The 18,900-nt window shown below is 68.0% G+C and carries 18 protein-coding genes; 13 read left to right on the top strand and 5 right to left on the bottom strand.

Going from position 1 to position 18,900, the window contains the following annotated elements; genetic code table 11:
- Positions 1-29 precede the first annotated feature (29 nt).
- The 5 genes from A5753_RS21360 (at position 30) to A5753_RS21340 (ending at position 5,685) form a co-directional block, all read left to right on the top strand.
- Positions 30-1,139, top strand: coding sequence for a Xaa-Pro peptidase family protein (locus A5753_RS21360; protein ID WP_067133001.1), 1,110 nt, complete (start codon positions 30-32; stop codon positions 1,137-1,139).
- 130 nt (positions 1,140-1,269) lie between these two features.
- Positions 1,270-1,833 (top strand): elongation factor P, encoded by a 564-nt coding sequence (gene efp / locus A5753_RS21355; protein WP_066863465.1) that lies wholly within the window; start codon positions 1,270-1,272, stop codon positions 1,831-1,833.
- On the top strand, positions 1,830-2,333 hold the full coding sequence (gene nusB, locus A5753_RS21350) for a transcription antitermination factor NusB (RefSeq protein WP_067132998.1): 504 nt from the start codon (positions 1,830-1,832) through the stop codon (positions 2,331-2,333). Before efp ends, nusB begins: the two co-directional genes overlap by 4 nt.
- Positions 2,330-2,728, top strand: a complete 399-nt coding sequence (locus tag A5753_RS21345; RefSeq protein WP_067132995.1) for an antitermination protein NusB — start codon at positions 2,330-2,332, stop codon at positions 2,726-2,728. The genes nusB and A5753_RS21345 overlap by 4 nt, the downstream gene beginning before the upstream one ends.
- A 95-nt stretch (positions 2,729-2,823) precedes the next feature.
- Positions 2,824-5,685, top strand: a complete 2,862-nt coding sequence (locus A5753_RS21340) for an aminotransferase class I/II-fold pyridoxal phosphate-dependent enzyme (protein WP_067132992.1) — start codon at positions 2,824-2,826, stop codon at positions 5,683-5,685.
- Positions 5,686-5,689: 4 nt separating this feature from the next.
- On the opposite strand, the gene A5753_RS21335 is transcribed toward A5753_RS21340, so the two are convergent.
- Entirely contained in the window at positions 5,690-5,953 is a 264-nt protein-coding gene (locus A5753_RS21335) for a hypothetical protein (RefSeq protein ID WP_231990131.1), read from the bottom strand.
- A gap of 78 nt (positions 5,954-6,031) precedes the next feature.
- Here A5753_RS21335 and A5753_RS21330 point away from each other — a divergent pair, with 78 nt between their 5' ends.
- Positions 6,032-7,489 carry an ATP-binding protein gene (locus A5753_RS21330; protein ID WP_082971419.1) on the top strand — a complete coding sequence of 486 codons (1,458 nt, stop codon included), beginning with the start codon at positions 6,032-6,034 and terminating at the stop codon, positions 7,487-7,489.
- On the opposite strand, the gene A5753_RS21325 is transcribed toward A5753_RS21330, so the two are convergent.
- Positions 7,471-8,139 carry a response regulator transcription factor gene (locus A5753_RS21325; protein ID WP_067132989.1) on the bottom strand — a complete coding sequence of 223 codons (669 nt, stop codon included), beginning with the start codon at positions 8,137-8,139 and terminating at the stop codon, positions 7,471-7,473. The two genes, A5753_RS21330 and A5753_RS21325, sit on opposite strands and share 19 nt — an antisense overlap.
- Before the next feature lie 48 nt (positions 8,140-8,187).
- The gene (locus tag A5753_RS21320) at positions 8,188-9,015 is read right to left on the bottom strand and encodes a hypothetical protein (RefSeq protein WP_067133169.1); all 828 of its coding nucleotides are present in this window, start codon (positions 9,013-9,015) and stop codon (positions 8,188-8,190) included.
- Between the two features lie 229 nt (positions 9,016-9,244).
- Here A5753_RS21320 and A5753_RS21315 point away from each other — a divergent pair, with 229 nt between their 5' ends.
- The 6 genes from A5753_RS21315 to A5753_RS21290 are packed head-to-tail and all read left to right on the top strand — an operon-like array spanning position 9,245 to position 15,967.
- Positions 9,245-10,006 (top strand): GntR family transcriptional regulator, encoded by a 762-nt coding sequence (locus A5753_RS21315; protein ID WP_067132986.1) that lies wholly within the window; start codon positions 9,245-9,247, stop codon positions 10,004-10,006.
- Entirely contained in the window at positions 10,003-10,233 is a 231-nt protein-coding gene (locus A5753_RS21310) for a ferredoxin family protein (protein ID WP_064885673.1), read from the top strand. The genes A5753_RS21315 and A5753_RS21310 overlap by 4 nt, the downstream gene beginning before the upstream one ends.
- A gap of 25 nt (positions 10,234-10,258) precedes the next feature.
- Complete coding sequence (locus A5753_RS21305) at positions 10,259-11,647, top strand: ABC transporter substrate-binding protein (RefSeq protein ID WP_067132982.1); 1,389 nt, start codon at positions 10,259-10,261, stop codon at positions 11,645-11,647.
- Positions 11,644-12,516: an ABC transporter permease gene (locus A5753_RS21300; protein WP_067132977.1), complete on the top strand. Its 873-nt coding sequence runs from the start codon at positions 11,644-11,646 to the stop codon at positions 12,514-12,516. The genes A5753_RS21305 and A5753_RS21300 overlap by 4 nt, the downstream gene beginning before the upstream one ends.
- Positions 12,513-13,256 (top strand): ABC transporter ATP-binding protein, encoded by a 744-nt coding sequence (locus A5753_RS21295; RefSeq protein ID WP_067132973.1) that lies wholly within the window; start codon positions 12,513-12,515, stop codon positions 13,254-13,256. The genes A5753_RS21300 and A5753_RS21295 overlap by 4 nt, the downstream gene beginning before the upstream one ends.
- On the top strand, positions 13,256-15,967 hold the full coding sequence (locus A5753_RS21290) for a fumarate reductase/succinate dehydrogenase flavoprotein subunit (protein WP_067132970.1): 2,712 nt from the start codon (positions 13,256-13,258) through the stop codon (positions 15,965-15,967). Before A5753_RS21295 ends, A5753_RS21290 begins: the two co-directional genes overlap by 1 nt.
- Here the strand turns inward: A5753_RS21290 and A5753_RS21285 are convergent, their stop codons facing one another.
- Both A5753_RS21285 and A5753_RS21280 read right to left on the bottom strand, forming a co-directional pair.
- The gene (locus A5753_RS21285; protein WP_067132967.1) at positions 15,968-16,507 is read right to left on the bottom strand and encodes a GNAT family N-acetyltransferase; all 540 of its coding nucleotides are present in this window, start codon (positions 16,505-16,507) and stop codon (positions 15,968-15,970) included. It lies immediately after the preceding gene.
- An 8-nt stretch (positions 16,508-16,515) separates the two neighbouring features.
- Positions 16,516-17,730, bottom strand: coding sequence for a serine hydrolase (locus tag A5753_RS21280; RefSeq protein WP_067132964.1), 1,215 nt, complete (start codon positions 17,728-17,730; stop codon positions 16,516-16,518).
- Positions 17,731-17,874: 144 nt separating this feature from the next.
- Between A5753_RS21280 and A5753_RS21275 the strand changes: the two genes are divergently transcribed.
- Complete coding sequence (locus tag A5753_RS21275; protein WP_067132961.1) at positions 17,875-18,303, top strand: cellulose-binding domain-containing protein; 429 nt, start codon at positions 17,875-17,877, stop codon at positions 18,301-18,303.
- Positions 18,304-18,900 lie beyond the last annotated feature (597 nt).

Here is an 18,900-nt window from a genome sequence, read left to right as displayed (position 1 = left end):
CCAAAGCGTAGCGAGTACCGTCAAGACTCGTGACACATTCACAGCGTCGAGGCAGACTCAGAGCGCGACTTGAGGCCAGCGGATTGGATGCGCTGCTGGTCACGGACCTGGTGAACGTTCGCTACCTCTCCGGGTTCACCGGGTCCAACGGCGCGTTGCTGGTGTTCGCCGACGATCGCGGCCCCGTGCTGGCCACCGATGGGCGGTACCGAACCCAGGCCGCCGAGCAGGCACCGGACCTCGAAGTCGCAATCGAACGGGCGCTGGGACGCTACCTGGCCGCACAGGCCGCCGAGGCGGGTGTGCAGAAGCTGGGCTTCGAAAGCAACGTGGTGACCGTCGACGGATTCGACTCCCTGACCCGCGAGCTGGACGAGCGCAAGTCGTCCACCGAGCTGGTCAAGGCGGCCGGAACCGTCGAAGCGCTGCGCGAGGTCAAAGACGCCGGCGAGGTCGCGCTGCTGCGGCTGGCCTGCGAGGCGGCCGACGCGGCACTGACCGACCTGGTTGCGCATGGCGGCCTGCGGCCCGGCCGGACCGAACGCGAGGTCAGCCGCGAGCTGGAGGCCCTGATGCTGGACCACGGCGCCGACGCGATCTCGTTCGAGACCATCGTGGCCGCGGGGCCGAATTCGGCGATCCCGCATCACCGACCCACCGACGCGGCGCTGGCCGGCGGCGATTTCGTCAAGATCGACTTCGGTGCGCTGGTCGGCGGTTACCACTCCGACATGACCCGCACCTTCGTGCTCGGCAAGGCGGCCGACTGGCAGCTGGAGATCTACCAGCTGGTCGCCGACTCGCAGCGAGCCGGCCGGGAGGCGCTGCACGCCGGCGCCGGCCTGCGCGAGGTGGACGCCGCGGCCCGCCAGGTGATCGCCGACGCCGGCTATGGCGAGCAGTTCAGCCACAGTCTGGGCCACGGCGTCGGTCTGGAAATCCACGAAGCGCCCGGCATCGGCGCCACGTCCACCGGTACGTTGCTGGCCGAATCCGTGGTGACCGTGGAACCCGGCGTCTACCTGCCCGGCCGCGGCGGGGTGCGCATCGAGGACACGCTGGTGGTGCCCGACGAGGCCGGCGGCAAGCCCCCGGAACTGCTGACCAACTTCCCCAAGGAGCTGACGGTTCTGGCGTAAGCCCCAGGGGTTGTGCGTCGCCGGCCGACCCGGCCCGGGGGGCGAGGTCGCGGACCGCTCTAAACTGGCCGACAAGTCACAGACAGTGTCCGCAGACGACTGTCCAACGTCCGAGGAGATATACCGAACCGTGGCAAGCACTGCCGATTTCAAGAACGGACTGGTGCTGGTGATCGACGGCCAGCTCTGGCAGATCGTCGAGTTCCAGCACGTCAAACCCGGCAAGGGCCCGGCCTTCGTGCGGACCAAGCTGAAGAACGTGCTCTCCGGCAAGGTCGTCGACAAGACCTACAACGCCGGGGTCAAGGTGGAGACGGCCACCGTCGACCGGCGCGACGCCACCTACCTGTACCGCGACGGCTCGGACTTCGTGTTCATGGACAGCCAGGATTACGAGCAGCACCCGCTGCCCGAGTCGCTGGTCGGCGACGCCGCCCGGTTCCTGCTGGAGGGCCTACCGGTGCAGGTGGCTTTTCACAATGGGTCACCGCTGTACCTCGAGCTTCCGGTATCGGTCGAAATGGAGGTCACCCACACCGAGCCGGGGCTGCAGGGCGACCGGTCCAGCGCCGGCACCAAGCCGGCCACCGTGGAGACCGGCGCCGAGATCCAGGTGCCGCTGTTCATCAACACCGGCGACAAGCTGAAGGTGGACACGCGCGACGGCAGCTACTTGGGGCGCATCAACGCGTGAGTAGACCCGTGAGGGGACGCCACCAGGCCCGCAAGCGCGCCGTCGACCTGCTGTTCGAAGCCGAGGCCCGCGGATTGAGCCCGGCGGAGGTCGTCGACGTCCGCACCGGGCTCGCACAAACGAACCCCGAAATAGCGCCGCTGCAGCCGTACACGGCCACGGCGGCGCGCGGCGTCAGCGAACACGCCGCGCACATCGACGACTTGATCAGCTCGCATCTGCAGGGCTGGACGCTGGACAGGTTGCCCGCAGTGGACCGCGCCATCCTGCGGGTCGCGGTCTGGGAGCTGCTCTACGCCGAGGACGTGCCGGAGCCGGTCGCCGTCGACGAGGCCGTCCAGCTGGCCAAGGAGCTGTCCACCGACGACTCGCCGGGCTTCGTCAACGGGGTCCTCGGCCACATCATGCTGGTGACGCCGCAGATCAGGGCCGCCGCCCGGGCGGTTCGGGGCGCGGTGGGTTCCGACACGACACCGGAGGGCCACGGACCGCAGCCATGACCCGGTTGGAGCTGCGCCTGCTCGTGGCGGCCGTCCTGGCCGCGACGGTGGTGCTGGGTGCGGTGATCTGCGCCGCCTTTCGCCTGACCATCGTCGCCTCGGTGCTCTCGATCTACGCGCTCGCCGTGGGCGCCTGGCTGTATCACTGCGTCGAACGGGTGGTCGTCGCGCGCCGCATCAGCACGGTGCGCTCGGCGGCCAAGCCGCTGCAGCCGCTGCTGCCGGTGATGGCCGCGATCATGGGACTGACGCAGGGCGTGGTCAGGTCCCTCACCGATGTCACCGAGTTGCCGGCCCGCCGTTGGGAGCTGCCGATGCTGCGGTGGACGGACGGCGCCCGGGGGCGAAGGCGCGTAATAGAGGGTGACGTGGAAAGCGACGACGAGGCGGATTGATCGAGCTGCGGTGAAATGACCACGGGGGTGGCGCGGCGGGTTGACAATACGAGCGGCACGTCAGCGGCGGCGGATCCGAGAAGAACAGGTGAGTCATGATTCGATACAGCACCCAGCCGCGACGACTTCGAGTGTCCGCACTGGCGGCCGTGGCCAACCCGTCCTACGCCCGGGTCGACACGTGGAACCTGCTCGACGACGCCTGCCGTCACCTGGCCGAGGTGGACCTCGCCGGTCTGGACAAGGCCCACGACGTGGCGCGGGTGAAACGGCTGATGGATCGCATCGCCGCATACGAGCGGTACTGGCTGTACCCCGGTGCGTCGAATCTGGCGATCTTCCGCGCGCACCTGGAGAGCCTGTCCACCGTGCGGCTCACCGAAGAGGTCTCCTTGGCCGTGCGATTGCTGAGTGAATACGGTGACCGCGCAGGGCTTTTCGACACCTCGTCGCCGCTGGATGACCAGGAGCTGGTCGCACAGGCCAAGCAGCAGCACTTCTACACCGTGCTGCTCGCCGACGACGCCCCGAGCACGGCGCCGGACAGCCTTGCCGAGTGCTTGCGCACGCTGCGCAGCCCCTCCGACGACGTGCAGTTCGAAATCTTGGTGGTTCCCAGCGTCGAGGACGCCATCACCGCGGTCGCACTCAACGGCGAGATCCAGGCCGCGATCATTCGCGACGACCTACCGCTTCGGTCGCGCGACCGGCTGCCGCTGATGAACACGTTGCTCGGGCCCAACGAGGACGCGAACGGCGTCATCCCCGATCGCGCCAACGACTGGGTGGAGTGCGGCGAGTGGATCAGGGAGCTGCGCCCCCACATCGACCTCTATCTGCTGACCGACGAGTCGATCGCCGCCGGCGATGACGCCGAGCCCGACGTCTACGACCGGACGTTCTACCGGCTCAACGACGTCACCGACCTGCACAGCACGGTGCTCGCCGGGCTGCGAAACCGTTATGCCACACCGTTTTTCGACGCATTGCGGGCGTATGCCGCGGCGCCCGTCGGCCAATTCCACGCCCTGCCCGTCGCGCGCGGGGCCAGCATCTTCAACTCCAGGTCGCTGCAGGACATGGGGGAGTTCTACGGCCGCAACATCTTCATGGCGGAAACCTCCACCACCTCCGGTGGCCTCGACTCGCTGCTGGACCCGCACGGCAACATCAAGAAGGCGATGGACAAGGCCGCGAAGACGTGGAACGCCGACCACACCTACTTCGTCACCAACGGGACGTCGACCGCCAACAAGATCGTGGTGCAATCGCTGACGCGACCCGGCGACATCGTGCTGATCGACCGCAACTGCCACAAGTCGCACCACTACGGGCTGGTGCTGGCCGGCGCCTACCCGCTGTATCTGGACGCGTATCCGCTGCCGCAGTTCGCGATCTATGGCGCGGTGTCGCTGCGCACCATCAAGCAGACACTGCTGGATCTGGAAGCGGCCGGTCAGCTGCACCGGGTGCGCATGCTTCTGCTGACCAACTGCACGTTCGACGGTGTCGTCTACAACCCCCTGCAGGTCATGCTGGAGGTGCTGGCGATCAAGCCCGACATCTGCTTTTTGTGGGACGAGGCGTGGTATGCGTTCGCCACGGCCGTGCCATGGGCCCGGCAGCGGACCGCGATGGTGTCTGCCGAGCGTCTCGAGCAGATGCTGGCATCGCCGGAATACGTTGCGGAATACCGGAAATGGGCCGCGTCCATGGCCGGGGTCGACCGGTCGGAGTGGGTCGAGCGCAAGCTGATGCCCGACCCGGCCACCGCGCGGGTGCGCGTGTATGCGACGCACTCCACGCACAAATCGCTGTCGGCGTTGCGGCAGGCGTCGATGATCCACGTACGCGATCAGGACTTCAACGCGCTGACCCGCGATTCGTTCGGTGAGGCGTTTCTGACCCACACCTCGACGTCACCGAACCAGCAGCTGCTGGCGTCCCTGGACCTGGCCCGGCGCCAGGTCGACATCGAAGGCTTCCAACTGGTCCGGCAGGTCTACGACATGGCGCTGGTCTTCCGGCATCGGGTGCGTAAAGACCGGCTGATCAGCAGGTGGTTTCGGATTCTCGACGAATCGGACCTGGTGCCCGAGGACTTCCGGGAGTCCGCGGTCAGCTCGACCGCTTCGATCAGGCAGGGCGCCCTGGCCGAGTGGAACGAGGCGTGGCGATCCGACCAGTTCGTGCTGGATCCCACGCGTGTCACGCTTTTCGTCGGCACGACCGGAATGAACGGCTACGACTTCCGCGAGAAAATTTTGATGGAGCGATTCGGCATCCAGATCAACAAAACGTCGATCAACAGCGTGCTGCTGATCTTCACGATCGGTGTCACTTGGTCGAGCGTGCACTACCTGCTCGACGTGTTGCGAAGGGTGGCAATCGATTTCGACCGCATCGAGAAGGCGGCCAGCGTCGCCGACCGGGAGTTGCAGCAGCGTCATGTGGAGGAGATCACCGAGGATCTGCCGCATCTGCCCGACTTCAGTGAGTTCGACGTCGCCTTCAAACCCGTCGATGAGTGCAAGTTCGGCGACATGCGTTCGGCCTTTTATTCGGGATACGAAGAATCCGATCGAGAGCATGTGCTGATCGGCACCGCCGGACGGCGGCTGGCCGAGGGCAAGACCCTGGTGTCGACGACGTTCGTGGTGCCTTACCCGCCGGGATTTCCGGTGCTGGTGCCTGGCCAGGTGGTCTCCAAGGAGATCGTGTACTTCATGGCCCAGCTCGACGTCAAGGAAATCCACGGCTACAACCCCGATCTCGGGCTGTCGGTCTTCACCGAGGCGGCGCTGGCCCGGATGGAAGCGCAACGCAACGCCGCGATGGCGGCGGTGGGTTCGGTGACCGCGGCTTTCGAGCTTCCCTCGGACGCGTCCGGAACCAACGGGGCACGCGCCAACGGTGTCGACGACGCCCCAGCGGTGCCGTCGGCCGCCGACAGCTGAGCGACTAACCGGTCGTCGGTGTCGGGCTCGGGCCGCACGTGGTGCGGGCGGAGGTGTGCGGTCCACCCGGCGTCCAGTCGGCGATGCCATGCCGGATCCCCTGAAGCAGTGCGTCGCGGCCCGCGGGAGCCGTCTGGTTGCAGCTCGAACTGAGGGTGTTGAACGGGCTCGGGTCGGCACCGGCGGGGGTCGCTCCCAGGGCAGCGCAACCGAGAATGACCGCCACGCCGACCAGTAGTCGGGTGATCGCACGGTCGTTACGACGCACAGGGCGTGCAATACCAGGCATGACGACGTCAGCCTAGGACGCGGCCGCTGAGAGGGCGCTGAGAACGCGCTGAGCTCGATGTTTTCAGCCCGGCGGCGGGGTTGCAGAATTGACGACGTGCGCATATCCGGTATCCGGCCGTTCCGGCGAAGCGGGCGAGCGCGTTCGTGGCACCTCGCGCAGCTGGGCATTTCGGCCCGCTCGGCGGCCGCGTCGGCAATCGTCGTGCTGTGCGCGCTCAGCGTGGCCGGCGCGGGGTTGGACGCGGTTTTGTACCGCAAGTTGTTGGCGGGCGTCGACTACGCCGCCGCCGAAAGGGTCCACGACATCACCAAGGCGCTGCAGTCCGGTTCGCTCGACGACCTCGACAACGCGTTGCTGCATACCGATCAGCGCGTGGTCGCAACACAATTGATCGGTCCGGATGGCACCGTGGTGAAGCGATCCGGCTCGGCGCCGAAAACGCCGCTGGTCCCGGCGAATCAGTTCGACTTCAACCTGCGTCGCGGCCTACCCGACGACGCGGTCGCCGGTGACGATATGCGTGTCAGTGGTCAAAAGGTCGCGACCCCATCGGGGGTGTACACGGTGCTGGTGGGGGGAGGCAGCGAGGCGGTCGAGGCGACCGCGCGGACGCTGGCGATCCTGTTGGCCTGCAGCGCGCCCGTGATCGTCGCGGTCGCGGCCGGGGCAACCTACTGGCTGGTGCGACGGTCGCTGCAGTCGGTCGACGCCATCCGAACCCGGGTGGCCGACATCTCGACCTCGGATCTGGCCGAGCGGGTGCCGGTGCCGGACAGCCACGACGAAATCGCGGCCCTGGCCGTCACCATGAACGAGATGCTCTCGCGCCTGGAAGCGGGTCACCGTGCGCAGCAGCGCTTTGTCGGCGACGCGTCACACGAATTACGCAGCCCGCTGACCACCATCATCTCCGGGTTGGAAGTGGCCGAGGCACATCCCGATCTGCTCGACGCCGAACTGGCGATCAACACCTTGCTGCCCGAGGCGCGGCGCATGCATACCTTGATCGAAGATCTGCTGCTGCTGGCCCGCGCCGACGAGCAGACGCTGCTGCGGCGCAAAGAGCAGGTGGCGCTCGATGAGCTCGCTCAGGCCGAAGTCGACCGCGCGCGGCGTGACACGCGATGCGTGATCCACACCGAGATCCGGCCGGTGCGCCTGCAAGCCGACCCGGTGGCCATGTCGCGGATGATCCGTAACCTCATCGAAAATGCTGTCCGCCATGCGGTTTCGTGTGCCGCCATCGAAGTCGGCGGCCAGGACGGAACGGCGACGCTCGCCGTCAGCGATGACGGCCCCGGAATCGCCCCGGCCGACCGGAGCCGGGTATTCGAACGTTTCGTGCGCCTGGATACCGATCGGGCCCGCGCCGGGGGAGGGGCCGGGCTGGGCCTGGCAATCGTCGCCGAGGTCGTTGCCGCGCACGGGGGCGTGGTCACCATCGACGACCCGCCCTGTGGTGGAACAAAAATGATCGTGACGCTGCCCGTGTCTCAGGACAGCAGTCGGTAACCGACGCCCCGAATGGTCTCGATGGTGTTGGTACCGAAAGGAACATCGATCTTGCGCCGCAGATATCCCACGTAGACCTCGACCACGTTGTCGGGGCCGTGGTGGTGCGCGTCCCAGACGTTCTGCAATATCTCGGCCTTGGTCACCACCACGTCCTTGTTGCGCATCAGGAATTCGAGCACCCCGTATTCGCGCGGAGTCAGCGCGATCGGGGTCGAGCCCCGTTTCACCGTGTGCCGGGCGGGGTCCAGGGCCAGCGTCCCCGCTTTCATCACCACCGGCCGCGCCGGGGCGCCGCGACGAATCAGTGCCCGCAGCCGAGCAACCAGCACGCGGAACGAGAACGGCTTCGTCAGATAGTCATCCGCTCCCAGGTCGAAGGCGTCGGTTTCGTCGTATTCACCGTCCTTGGCGGTCAGCATGAGCACCGGTGTCCACACCTTGTGCGACCGCATCCGGCGCAGCACCTCATAACCGCTGAGCCCCGGCAACATGATGTCGAGAACGACTACGTCGAAAGCGTTTTCGGTGGCCTCGCGCAGGCCGTCGACACCGTTGCCGACGGCCACGACGACGAAGCCCTCCGCCTTGAGCCCCCTGGCCACGGTGGCGGACAGCCGCGGTTCATCCTCAACGAGCAGGACGCGCATGTTTCCAAGCTACGTCGAGGGCCGGACGTACCCTCAATCGGGCGGCGGTCAGCGTCCGTCCCGGTCTGGTTGCTCGACTTCGTTACCCGGATAATCTTGTGCCTCATCATCTTTGGGTTCGCCGGGGTGGCGGCCCGGGCGCTGCGGTATGACCACGACCAGCACCGCGATCAGCGCCGCGAGCACCGCCGAGGCGAGCGGGCGACTCCACGCCAGGCCGCCGTCGGCCACGGGCTTGTCGATGAAGTCACCGACGGTCGCGCCCAGCGGCCTGGTGAGGATGAACGCCACCCAGAACAGGGTGACGCGGGAAATGGACGTCCAGAAGTACAGGGCCGCGACCACCGCCAGGCCGACCGCGAAAACCAGCGCGCCGCGTTCGTACCCGAAATCGCGTGTGTCGGCCAGCCAATCGCCGAGGGCGGTGCCCAGCGTCTGCGAGAACGTGATGGTCGCCCAGTAGAAAGCCTCGACTTTGGGCGTCGAGACGGTGCTGACCGACACGGTGCCCTGCGACCATCGCCACAGCCCCAGGGTGGCCAGCAGGCACGCCAGCAGCAGCAGCGATCCGCCCGTGTACCCGATGCCCAGCGATCGGTCCGCGAAATCGGCCAGCACGGTGCCGAACGTCGTCGAGGCCACGATCGTCGCCCAGTAGAGGACCGCATGAAATCGCTTGGCGAGGATCTGCGCCGCAACCAGCGCCACCAGCGCGACGCCGAAGATCGCGACCCCGGCGGCGTAACCCCAATTCAGCGTCATCGTGACGGTGTCGCCGCCGGTCTCGCCCAACGTCGTCGCCAAGACCTTGATGACCCAGAATCCCAGGGTGACCGCCGGCACCTTGGTCAGCGCGTGCTTCGAAACGTCCGTCATGCACGCCATCATCCTTCGTCGAGGGCCAATCCGGGAATCGTCGGGTTCGGTGGCCTGGCAGGTTCTGCTCACCGGGATCGCAAAGCCGACGCGTTCGCGCAGGTGGCGCAATACCGCGGCGGGTGGCGGTTTTCGCTGGTCGGGCCCGAACGCGGCCCGGCGCAATGCGCCCGGCCGCCGTCGCGGGGCCTGATCGGCGACCCGCAAAACCGCCCTGAGCTGCGTTAGCGTGACCCCCGTGGCGCAACCAGTACCGATCGCAGGACCCAGGGCCGACCGTGCCCGCCGGGTCGCCGATGTGCTGCGCCAGCAGATCCACGCCGACGCCTACTCGGGTGGCCTGCCCGCGGAACTGGACCTGGCCGCCGAATTCTCCGTATCGCGCAACACCATTCGCGAGGCGCTGACCGTCCTCAAGCACGAGGGGCTGATCGACCGCGGACCCAAGGTCGGCACGCACGTCGCGCAGCGCAAGTACGATCACGGGCTCGACGCGCTGCTGGGTCTGAAGGAGACATTCAAGGATCTCGGTGAGGTCCGCAACGAGGTGCGCGCCGCGATGCCGGTCACCGCGCCGCCGTCGGTGGCCCGCCGGCTGCGGCTGCAACCGGGCCAGCAGGCGGTGTTCGTCGAACGGCTGCGCTACCTGGGCGACCTACCGCTGAGCCTGGATCTCACCTACCTCGCCCCAAAGCTGGGCCGCGAGGTGCTGAACCATCCGCTGGAGACCAACGATCTGTTCGCGCTCATCGAAAAGGTGAGCGGGCAACGGCTGGGCTCGGCGGCGCTGGCACTGGAGGCCATTCCCGCCGACGCGCACTCGGCGGCCACCCTGCAGGTGCCCGACGGTGCTGCGCTGCTGATGCTCGAGCGGCTCACCAGCCTCGCGGACGGCACCCCCGTCGACCTCGAGTACATCCGGATGCGGGGCGATCGAATCACCATGCGGGGCAAACTTATTAGAGCCGAGCCGATGAGGAGCAACCCATGACGTTGATCAACAACAACCGCGCCGACGTGCCGGTCACCATCGACGAGTCGCTGTGTATCGACGGCTGCACGCTGTGCGTGGAGGTGTGCCCGCTCGATGCGCTGGCCATCAACCCCGACACCGGCAAGGCGTTCATGCACGTCGACGAGTGCTGGTATTGCGGCCCCTGCGCGGCCCGCTGTCCGACCGGCGCCGTCACCGTCAACATGCCCTATCTCCTTCGCTGAAAAGCATTCGATCCCAGGGACTTTCATGAAACGACGCGCCACCCGGCTCGCGTCGGTGGTGATCGTGATCGCCGCGCTCACCACCGGCTGCTCGCTGGAATCCCTGTCGCAGTCCTCCGGTGTGGTCAACGTGGTGGTGGGATATCAGTCCAAGACCATCAACACCGTCACCGCCGGGACGCTGCTGCGCGCGCAGGGCTACCTGGAGCGCCGCCTGGCCGACATCACCACCCGCACCGGCACCAAATACGCGGTGCGATGGCAGGATTACGACACCGGCGCCCCGATCACCGCGCAGATGCTCGCCGAAAAGATCGACATCGGTTCGATGGGCGACTATCCCATGCTGATCAACGGCTCCAAGACGCAAGCCAACCCGCTGGCGAAAACCGAGATCGTCTCCATCACCGGCTACAACCCCAAGGGCGCCCTGAACATGGTGGTGGTGGCGCCCGGTTCATCGGCGACCACGCTGCGAGACCTGGCCGGCGCCAAAGTCTCGGCCAGCGTGGGCTCGGCCGGTCACGGCACCTTGATGCGGGCGCTGGACCGGGCCGGGATCAACGGCGTGGAAGTGCTCAACCAGCAACCGCAGGTGGGCGCATCGGCACTGGAATCCGGTCAGGTGCAGGGTCTTTCGCAGTTCGTCGCCTGGCCGGGCCTGCTGGTCTTCCAGAGCAAGGCCAAACTGCTGTACGACGGCGCCGAGCTGAACCTGCCCACCCTGCACGGGGTGCTGGTGCGACGCTCGTATGCCTCGGCCCACCCGGATGTGCTGGGCGCCTTCCTGCAGGCGCAACTGGACGCCACCGACTTCCTCAACTCCAAGCCGCTGGAGGCTGCCCGCATCGTCGCCCAGGGGAGCGGTCTGCCGCAGGAAGTGGTGTATCTCTACAACGGTCCCGGCGGTACGTCGTTCGACACCACGCTCAAACCGTCACTGGTCGAGGCGCTGAAAAACGATGTGCCGTATCTGAAGTCGATCGGCGACTTCGCCGACCTCGAGGTATCCGCCTTCGTCCAGGACGCGCCGTTGCGCACCGTGTTCGGCGCGCGCGGCCTGAACTACGAGGCGGCCCGGGCCGCCACCGCCAACCCGTCCACGCTCCGCGGCGATCCCGCGCTCGCAAGCGAACTGTGGCTGGACGGTTCGGATTCCACCCAGACGGTCGCCAACCCGACCGGTCTGCTTCGGGCGGCGCGCGACGCGACCGCCCGCGGCGCCAAGGTCCGTGCAGCCTATGTCCCCGATGCGGAGCTGGGCACCCGGTGGTTCGCCGATAAGGCGGTCTGGGTCAAGGAGGGCCAGAACTATCTGCCGTTCGGAACCCCGGCCGGCGCGCATCGCTATCTCGCCGCGCACCCGGGCGGCACCATCGTGAATTACGAGCAGGCCCTTGGAGGTTCGGTATGACCGCTTATCTCACCGGCGACCCGGCAGCCCCGGTAGCCACGCAAGTCGTCGACACGGTCCCGGCGACCTCGACCCCGCGACGTGCCGGCTCGCCGTGGCAGTGGCGGCTGCTGCGGCTCGCCTCGGTTGTCGCGGCGATCGGGTTGTGGCAGGCGCTCACCGCCGACAAGGTCCGGCTGCTGCTGCGCTTCGACACGCTGCCCACCGTCACCGAAATCGTGCACGCGCTGGGACGCCGGCTCGGAACCTCCGAGTACTGGCTCGACCTGGCGCAGTCGCTGATCCGTATCCTCACCGGCTTCGGATTGGCCGCCGTGGTCGGTGTCGCCACCGGCGTGCTGCTGGGCCGTTCGCGCTTGTTCGCCAACACCTTCGGCCCGCTGACGGAGTTGGTCAGACCGGTGCCCGCCATCGCAATGGTGCCGGTGGCGATCCTGCTGTTCCCGACCGATGAGGCCGGCATCGTGTTCATCACCTTCCTGGCGGCTTACTTCCCGATCCTGGTCAGCACCCGCCACGCGGTGCGGGCCCTGCCCACGCTGTGGGAGGACTCGGTGCGCACGCTGGGCGGCGGCCGATGGGATGTGCTGAAGCAGGTGGTGTTGCCGGGCATCCTGCCGGGCGTGTTCGGCGGCCTCTCGGTCGGCATGGGCGTGGCGTGGATCTGTGTGATCTCCGCGGAGATGATCTCGGGCCGGCTCGGGATCGGCTATCGCACCTGGCAGGACTACACCGTGCTGGCCTATCCGCAGGTGTTCGTCGGAATCATCACCATCGGCGTGCTGGGTTTCGCGACGGCGGCGGCCGTCGAGGTCGTGGGCCGTCGGGTGACCAGCTGGCTGCCGCGAGCGGAGGAGGAGCAGCGATGACTGTGGGCGTGAGTCTGGAAATGGATCGAGTTCGCTTGTCCTACACCGGGGAACCGGTGATCGACGGGCTGAGCCTGACGGTGCGCCCCGGGGAGATCCTGGTGCTCACCGGCCCCTCGGGCTGTGGCAAGTCGACGGTGCTGCGGGCCCTGGCGGGACTGCTGCGGCCCGATGAGGGCCGGATCGTGGCCGACGGCGACGAGGTGACCACCACCTCGGGTGATCGGGGCATGGTGTTCCAGGACAACGCGTTGCTGCCCTGGCGCACCGTGCGCTCCAACATCGAGTTGGCCCTGCGGCTGCGCGGCGTCGCACGGCCCGGCCGGCGCGCCGAGGCCGACCGCTGGATCGCCGAGCTCGGCCTCACCGGCTTCGGCGACTATCTGCCCAAGAGCCTGTCCGGCGGCATGCGGCAGCGCGTCCAGCTGGCCCGCGGGCTGGCCGGGGCGCCGCGCGCGGTGATGATGGACGAGCCGTTCGGCGCGCTGGACACCCAGACCCGTACGGCCATGCAGCGCCTGCTCATCGACACCTGGCGTGCCCACCCGACGACGATCGTCTTCGTCACCCACGATGTCGACGAAGCGCTGCTGCTGGGCGATCGCATCGCCGTCCTGGGCAAGGCCGGTCAGCCGTTGCGCACCCTGGTCGACGTGCCCGAGCCGCGCGTCGACCGGCAGCGCGCCGCGCTGCGCGCCGAAGTCATTGCGGCACTGAATCACTCGGCGGTGGCGGCGTGATGCAGATCCCCGACCCGGCGGCCCCGGTCCGGCTCGACTGCGACGTCCTGGTCATCGGCGGCGGCACCGCGGGCACCATGGCGGCGCTGTCGGCCGCCGAGAACGGCGCCCAAGTGCTGCTGCTGGAAAAGGCCCACGTGCGCCACTCCGGCGCCCTGGCGATGGGCATGGACGGCGTCAACAACGCCGTGATCCCGGGCAAGGCCGAACCCGAGGACTACGTCGCCGAGATCACCCGCGCCAACGACGGAATCGTCAACCAGCGCACCGTGTATCAGACCGCCACCCGCGGCTTCGCGATGGTGCAGCGGCTGGAACGCTACGGCGTGAAGTTCGAGAAGAACGAGCACGGCGAATACGCCGTGCGCCGGGTGCACCGCTCGGGCTCCTACGTGCTGCCGATGCCCGAGGGCAAGGACGTCAAGAAGGCGCTGTATCGCGTGCTGCGGCAACGGTCGATGCGCGAGAAGATCCGCATCGAGAACCGGCTGATGCCGGTCCGGGTGCTGGTGGACGGCGGGCGTGCCGTGGGTGCGGCGGCGCTGAACACGCGCACCGGCGAATTCGTCACGGTCGGCGCCAAGGCGGTCATCCTGGCCGCCGGCGCCTGCGGGCGCCTCGGCCTGCCCGCGTCGGGCTACCTGTACGGCACCTACGAGAACCCCACCAATGCCGGCGACGGCTACTCGATGGCCTACCACGCGGGCGCCGAGCTGTCCGGCATCGAGTGCTTCCAGGTCAACCCGCTGATCAAGGACTACAACGGCCCGGCATGTGCTTATGTGGCCAATCCCTTCGGCGGCTATCAGGTCAACGCCCACGGCGAGAGGTTCGTCGACTCCGACTACTGGTCGGGCCAGATGATGGCCGAGGTCAAATCCGAGATCGACTCCGCGCGCGGACCCATCTACCTCAAGGTGTCGCACCTGCCCGACGAGACGCTGACCGCGCTGGAGAACATCCTGCACACCACCGAGCGGCCGACCCGGGGCACCTTCCACGCCAACCGCGGCCACGACTACCGCACCCACGACATCGAGATGCACATCTCCGAAATCGGCTTGTGTAGCGGGCATTCCGCATCGGGCGTGTGGGTCGACGAGCACGCCCGCACCACCGTGCCCGGGCTGTACGCCGCGGGCGACATGGCCTGCGTCCCGCACAACTACATGATCGGTGCGTTCGTGTTCGGCGATCTGGCCGGCACCCACGCCGCCTCGACCCTGGCCGACGTCGATGAGCCACAACAACTTCCGGACGAACAGGTGCGCGAGGCGCACGAGCTGATCTACCGGCCGCTGCGGCATCCGGACGGCCCGCCCCAACCGCAGGTCGAATACAAGCTGCGGCGGTTCGTCAACGACTACGTCGCGCCGCCCAAGACCGGGGCCAAGCTTTCATTGGCCATCCGCACCTTCGAGCGCATGAGCGCCGAGATCGCCGAGATGGGCGCCCGCAATCCGCACGAGCTGATGCGCGCGGTGGAGGTGTCGTTCATCCGGGACTGCGCCGAGATGGCCGCCCGCTCGTCGCACACCCGCACCGAATCGCGGTGGGGGCTGTATCACGATCGCGCCGACCTGCCGGGCCGCGACGACGACCAGTGGGGATATCACCTCAATCTGCGCAGGGACGCCGACGGCGAGATGGTGTTCCTCAAGCGGCCGGTGGCACCGTATTTCGTGCCGGTCCCCGAGCTCGACGGCCTGCCGCCCACCGACCAGACCGTGTACCCCGTGGAGCAGCCACCGTTGGTCGGCGGCCAAGCGCCGGCCACCGCGGTGTCCCGAATCGGCCCCGCAGCAACGGCTTTCGAGCCGCCGTCACCGCGCATCGCCGAGGTCCTTGCGCTCGAGGAGCCCACGATCGCCACCCTGGGGCCCTACCTTGTCGACGCGGATCCAGGGGTTCGCCGCACCGCGGTGTCGACGCTGACCGAGCACATTCCCGACGGCTACGCGCCGGCGCTGGTGGCCGCGCTGAACGACGACGACGCCGCGGTCCGCCTCACCAGCGCCGACGGAATCCGCGAGCTGGTCGAGGTGCTGCCCGAGCCGGAAAGCATTCGGGAGCACCTGGATTCAGTCGATCGCGTGGTGCGCGCCGCGTCGCTGTACGTGCTGGCCGCACGCCGGGCCGGTGACGCCGGGCAGTACCGTCGCGCCCTGGGCGACACTGATCACCGGGTGCGCATCGAGGCGGTGCGGGCGCTGGTGTCCATCGACGACGTCGACGGCGTCGTCGCCGCCGCCGCCGACGAGAACCGCGAGGTGCGCATCGCGGTGGCCGCCGGGCTGGCAACGCTGGGAGCGGCCGCAGCCCCAGCCAGGTCGGCCGTGCGCCGGTTGGTCGCCGACGCCGACCCGCTGGTTCGCGCGGCCGCGCTGGCCGCAATGGGCCAATTAGGTTGCGGCCACGAGGATTACGCCGCCATCAAGCAGGCGCTGCGGGCGCCGGCCTGGCAGGTGCGGGAGGGCGCCGCGCGCGCGCTGGCCGGCGCGCCGGCCGACCTCGCGGTTCCGCAGCTGTCCGAGGCGCTGGGCGACGCCCATCTGGACGTGCGCAAGGCGGCCGTGCTCAGCCTGACCCGGTGGGCCGGTGAGCCCGCCGCCCGGGACGCGTTGGGGCTTGCGCTCAAGGACGGCGATGCCGACGTGCGGGCCTATGCGCGCCGGGCGCTCGAGCAGGACAGCGTGGCGGAAAAAGCCTGATCAGCGCAGGATCTTGGCGTAGAGCAGGCTGTCCTGCGGTTCGGGCCCCATCGTGGGGTAGACCGCGTGCCGGGCCAGCCGTCCCTCCAGGAAGAAGCCGGCGTGCTCGAGCAGCCGCGCCGAGCGTTCGTTGTCCACGCTGCAGGTGGCCCAGACGCGATACACCTCGCGATCGGCGTCGAGCGCGGTGAGCAGCATGCCGAGCACCTCCGACATCAATCCCTTGCCCCACCAGCGTCGGCCCAGGCAGTAGCCGACCTCGACCGAGTGCGGCGCGGTGCGTCGACAGCTGGCCAGGCCGATCACCTCGCCGCGGTGCCGCGACTCGATGACCCAGGTCTTCTCGTCCGTGCTGGCGTTGAGTTTTTCGGTGATCACGCGCCGCGTCGCCGCGACGTCGGGATGCGGCGCCCACAGCAGATACTTGGTGACCTGCGGATCGCGGGCGACCCGCTGAAACAGCGCCCCGGCGTCGTCGAGTGCGGGCGGGCGTAGCAGCAGCCGCGGGCCGCTGATGCGGTCGGGCGGGTATGTGGGCATCGGTGACTCTAGCGGTCGAGGGCGCGATAGGTGTTGCGGACGAATCTCGGTTGCGCCGTGCGGAGTGTGGCCAGCGACGTGTTGCCGGCGACGGCCGTGGCGGCGTCGACGGTCAGGTCCGGCAGATTCTGAATCAGGTAGAGCAGGATCAGCTCCGCGTCGGGGTCGGCCTGCCACCAGGTCCCGTAGGCGCCGGGCCAGCTGAACGTGCCGCGACCGCCGGGCCCGAACAGCGGTGTGCTCTTGGCCGGATCGGTCACCACCGACAAGTTCAGCCCGAAGCCGCGGCCGACCCAATACGGTGCGCCGAGGAAGTTGTGCCTCTTCTGTTCGTCGGTGAGCCGGTCGGTCCGCATCAGCCGGACGGACTCTTCCGAAAGCACCCGCACTCCGTCGACCGTTCCGCCGCCGAGCAGCATCCGCACGAACCGCAGATAGTCGTCGGCGCTGGACCACAATCCGCCGCCGGCGTTGCAGAACGACGGCGGGGTCAGGTGCGGCGGTCCCATCACGCCGTGCTGCAGCCGGCTGTGTTCGTCGAGGCGGTACATGGTGGCCGCGCGCCGCCGTGCCTGGGGCGTGACGAAGAACCCGGTGTCGGTCATGCCTACCGGGCCGAGGATCCGTTCGTCGAGCACCTCGTGGAACGGCTTGTCTTCGATGCGGGCGGCGATGACGCCGAGTAGGTCGATGGAGTGGCTGTAGGTGACGCGGTCACCGGGCTGATGCACCAGTGGCAGCTTGGCCAGCTCGGCCAGCCAGGCGTCCGGGCCCTGATTGAAGGGCAGCCGCATGTAGGCCTTGGAGATCGGCCCGGTCACCGAGAAGCCATAGGCCAGCCCGCTGGTGTGGGTGAGCAGATCCTCGATCAGGATGGTGCGGTTCACCGGGTGCGTGCGGTCCAGCGGGCCGTGCGGATCGTCGAGCACCCGCACGTCGGCCAGCTCCGGCGCCCAGCGGGCGACCGGATCCTTGAGCGTCAGCTTGCCCTCGTCGACCAGGCTCATCACCGTCGCGACCGTCACCGGCTTGGTCATCGACGCGATGCGAAACAGCGTGTCGCGCTGCATCGGCAGACCCGCATCCACGTCGCGATAGCCGATTTCGTTGACCTGTAGCAGTTCTCCGCGCTGCCAGACGACCGTCACCGCACCGGCGAGCAGGCCGGCGTCGCACACTTCCCTAACGGAGGCGGCATTGCCACCAAGCGTCGAGCGATTCACCTGGTCAGGTTAGCGGGCCGGGGGCGGCGCCGATCGGCCGTGTCGGCGCCAAAATTTCATGATGGTTTCGGTTGAGCAAAGGTACTGCAGCTTAGCCGCGATGCGCGGGCCGGCATCGCAGGTTTGGCTTTAGTGTTGGCCATTATGTCCGGACTGAACAATTGCGTGAAGCGCTGGCGCACAGCGCTTCACGTAACCGTGGCGGCAGTGACAGTTGCCTTCCTCGGGCTCGCCGTCACCCCCGTGGCTCATGCGGCCGCGGCCACGGCGACGTTGTCGGTGGAACACACGTGGCAGACCGGTTTCATCGCCCGCTTCATCGTCAACAACCCCAGTGCGGCGCCGCTGACCGATTGGAGGCTGGAATTCGACTTGCCGGCGGGAGAATCCGTCGTGCACACCTGGAACAGCACCATCACCCAATCCGGCACGCACTATGTGCTCGCCCCCGCGAATTGGAATCGCACCATCGCGCCCGGCGGTTCGGCCACAGGTGGCATGAGAGGCGTGCTGACCGGTGCCTATTCGCCACCGGCGAATTGCGTGCTCAACGGGCAATCTCGGTGCAGCTGATCAGGCACCTTTCGCCGGCCATGCCGCCGCGTCGCGGCTCTGTACATTCAGCCCGCAGAAATTAGACTTACGTGTCATGGCCCATCAAAAGGCCAGGACGCTGGCCGCAGTGTGCTGTGGTGCCGCCGTGTTTGCCCTGGCGGGAGTCGGCGGCGCGAATGCGCCGCACATCACCGCCACTGACCCGTCGACGACGGTGGACCCCGCGCCCACATCGCCGGATGACGCCTGCTGCGACGCGACCCAACCCCAGGCAAGCGGCTGGCACTGCAAAATCGGCCTGAACTGCGGGCCCATTAGCCCGCGCCGCACCTGGCCCCCGCCCGCGCCGCCTCCGCCGCCTTCCTAGCAGCGCTCGCGTTCTTCGCTGACGCCCCGTCCGAGCATCGCGGTGGACGCCATCTGTGCCCGCCATTCGACAAGACGCGTTCGCCCGCGACGCCAACTTGTCGCTGTGCGGCGGGCAAACATCCTGAGTTCCTTTTCAGAGACGGGCCGGTGTGACTGGCGCGGGCGAGGCCGACGGCGCGACAGGTGCCTGGCGGCGCCGCGTTGGAAATAAGTGCTACGCTGCCACGCAGTCGACATCCTTTAACG

The sequence above is a fragment of the Mycobacterium sp. 852002-51971_SCH5477799-a genome (assembly GCF_001667145.1).
Taxonomy (GTDB): domain Bacteria; phylum Actinomycetota; class Actinomycetes; order Mycobacteriales; family Mycobacteriaceae; genus Mycobacterium.
The sequence above is the reverse complement of the archived record's forward strand: the minus strand, read 5'-3'. Positions and strand labels throughout refer to the sequence as shown.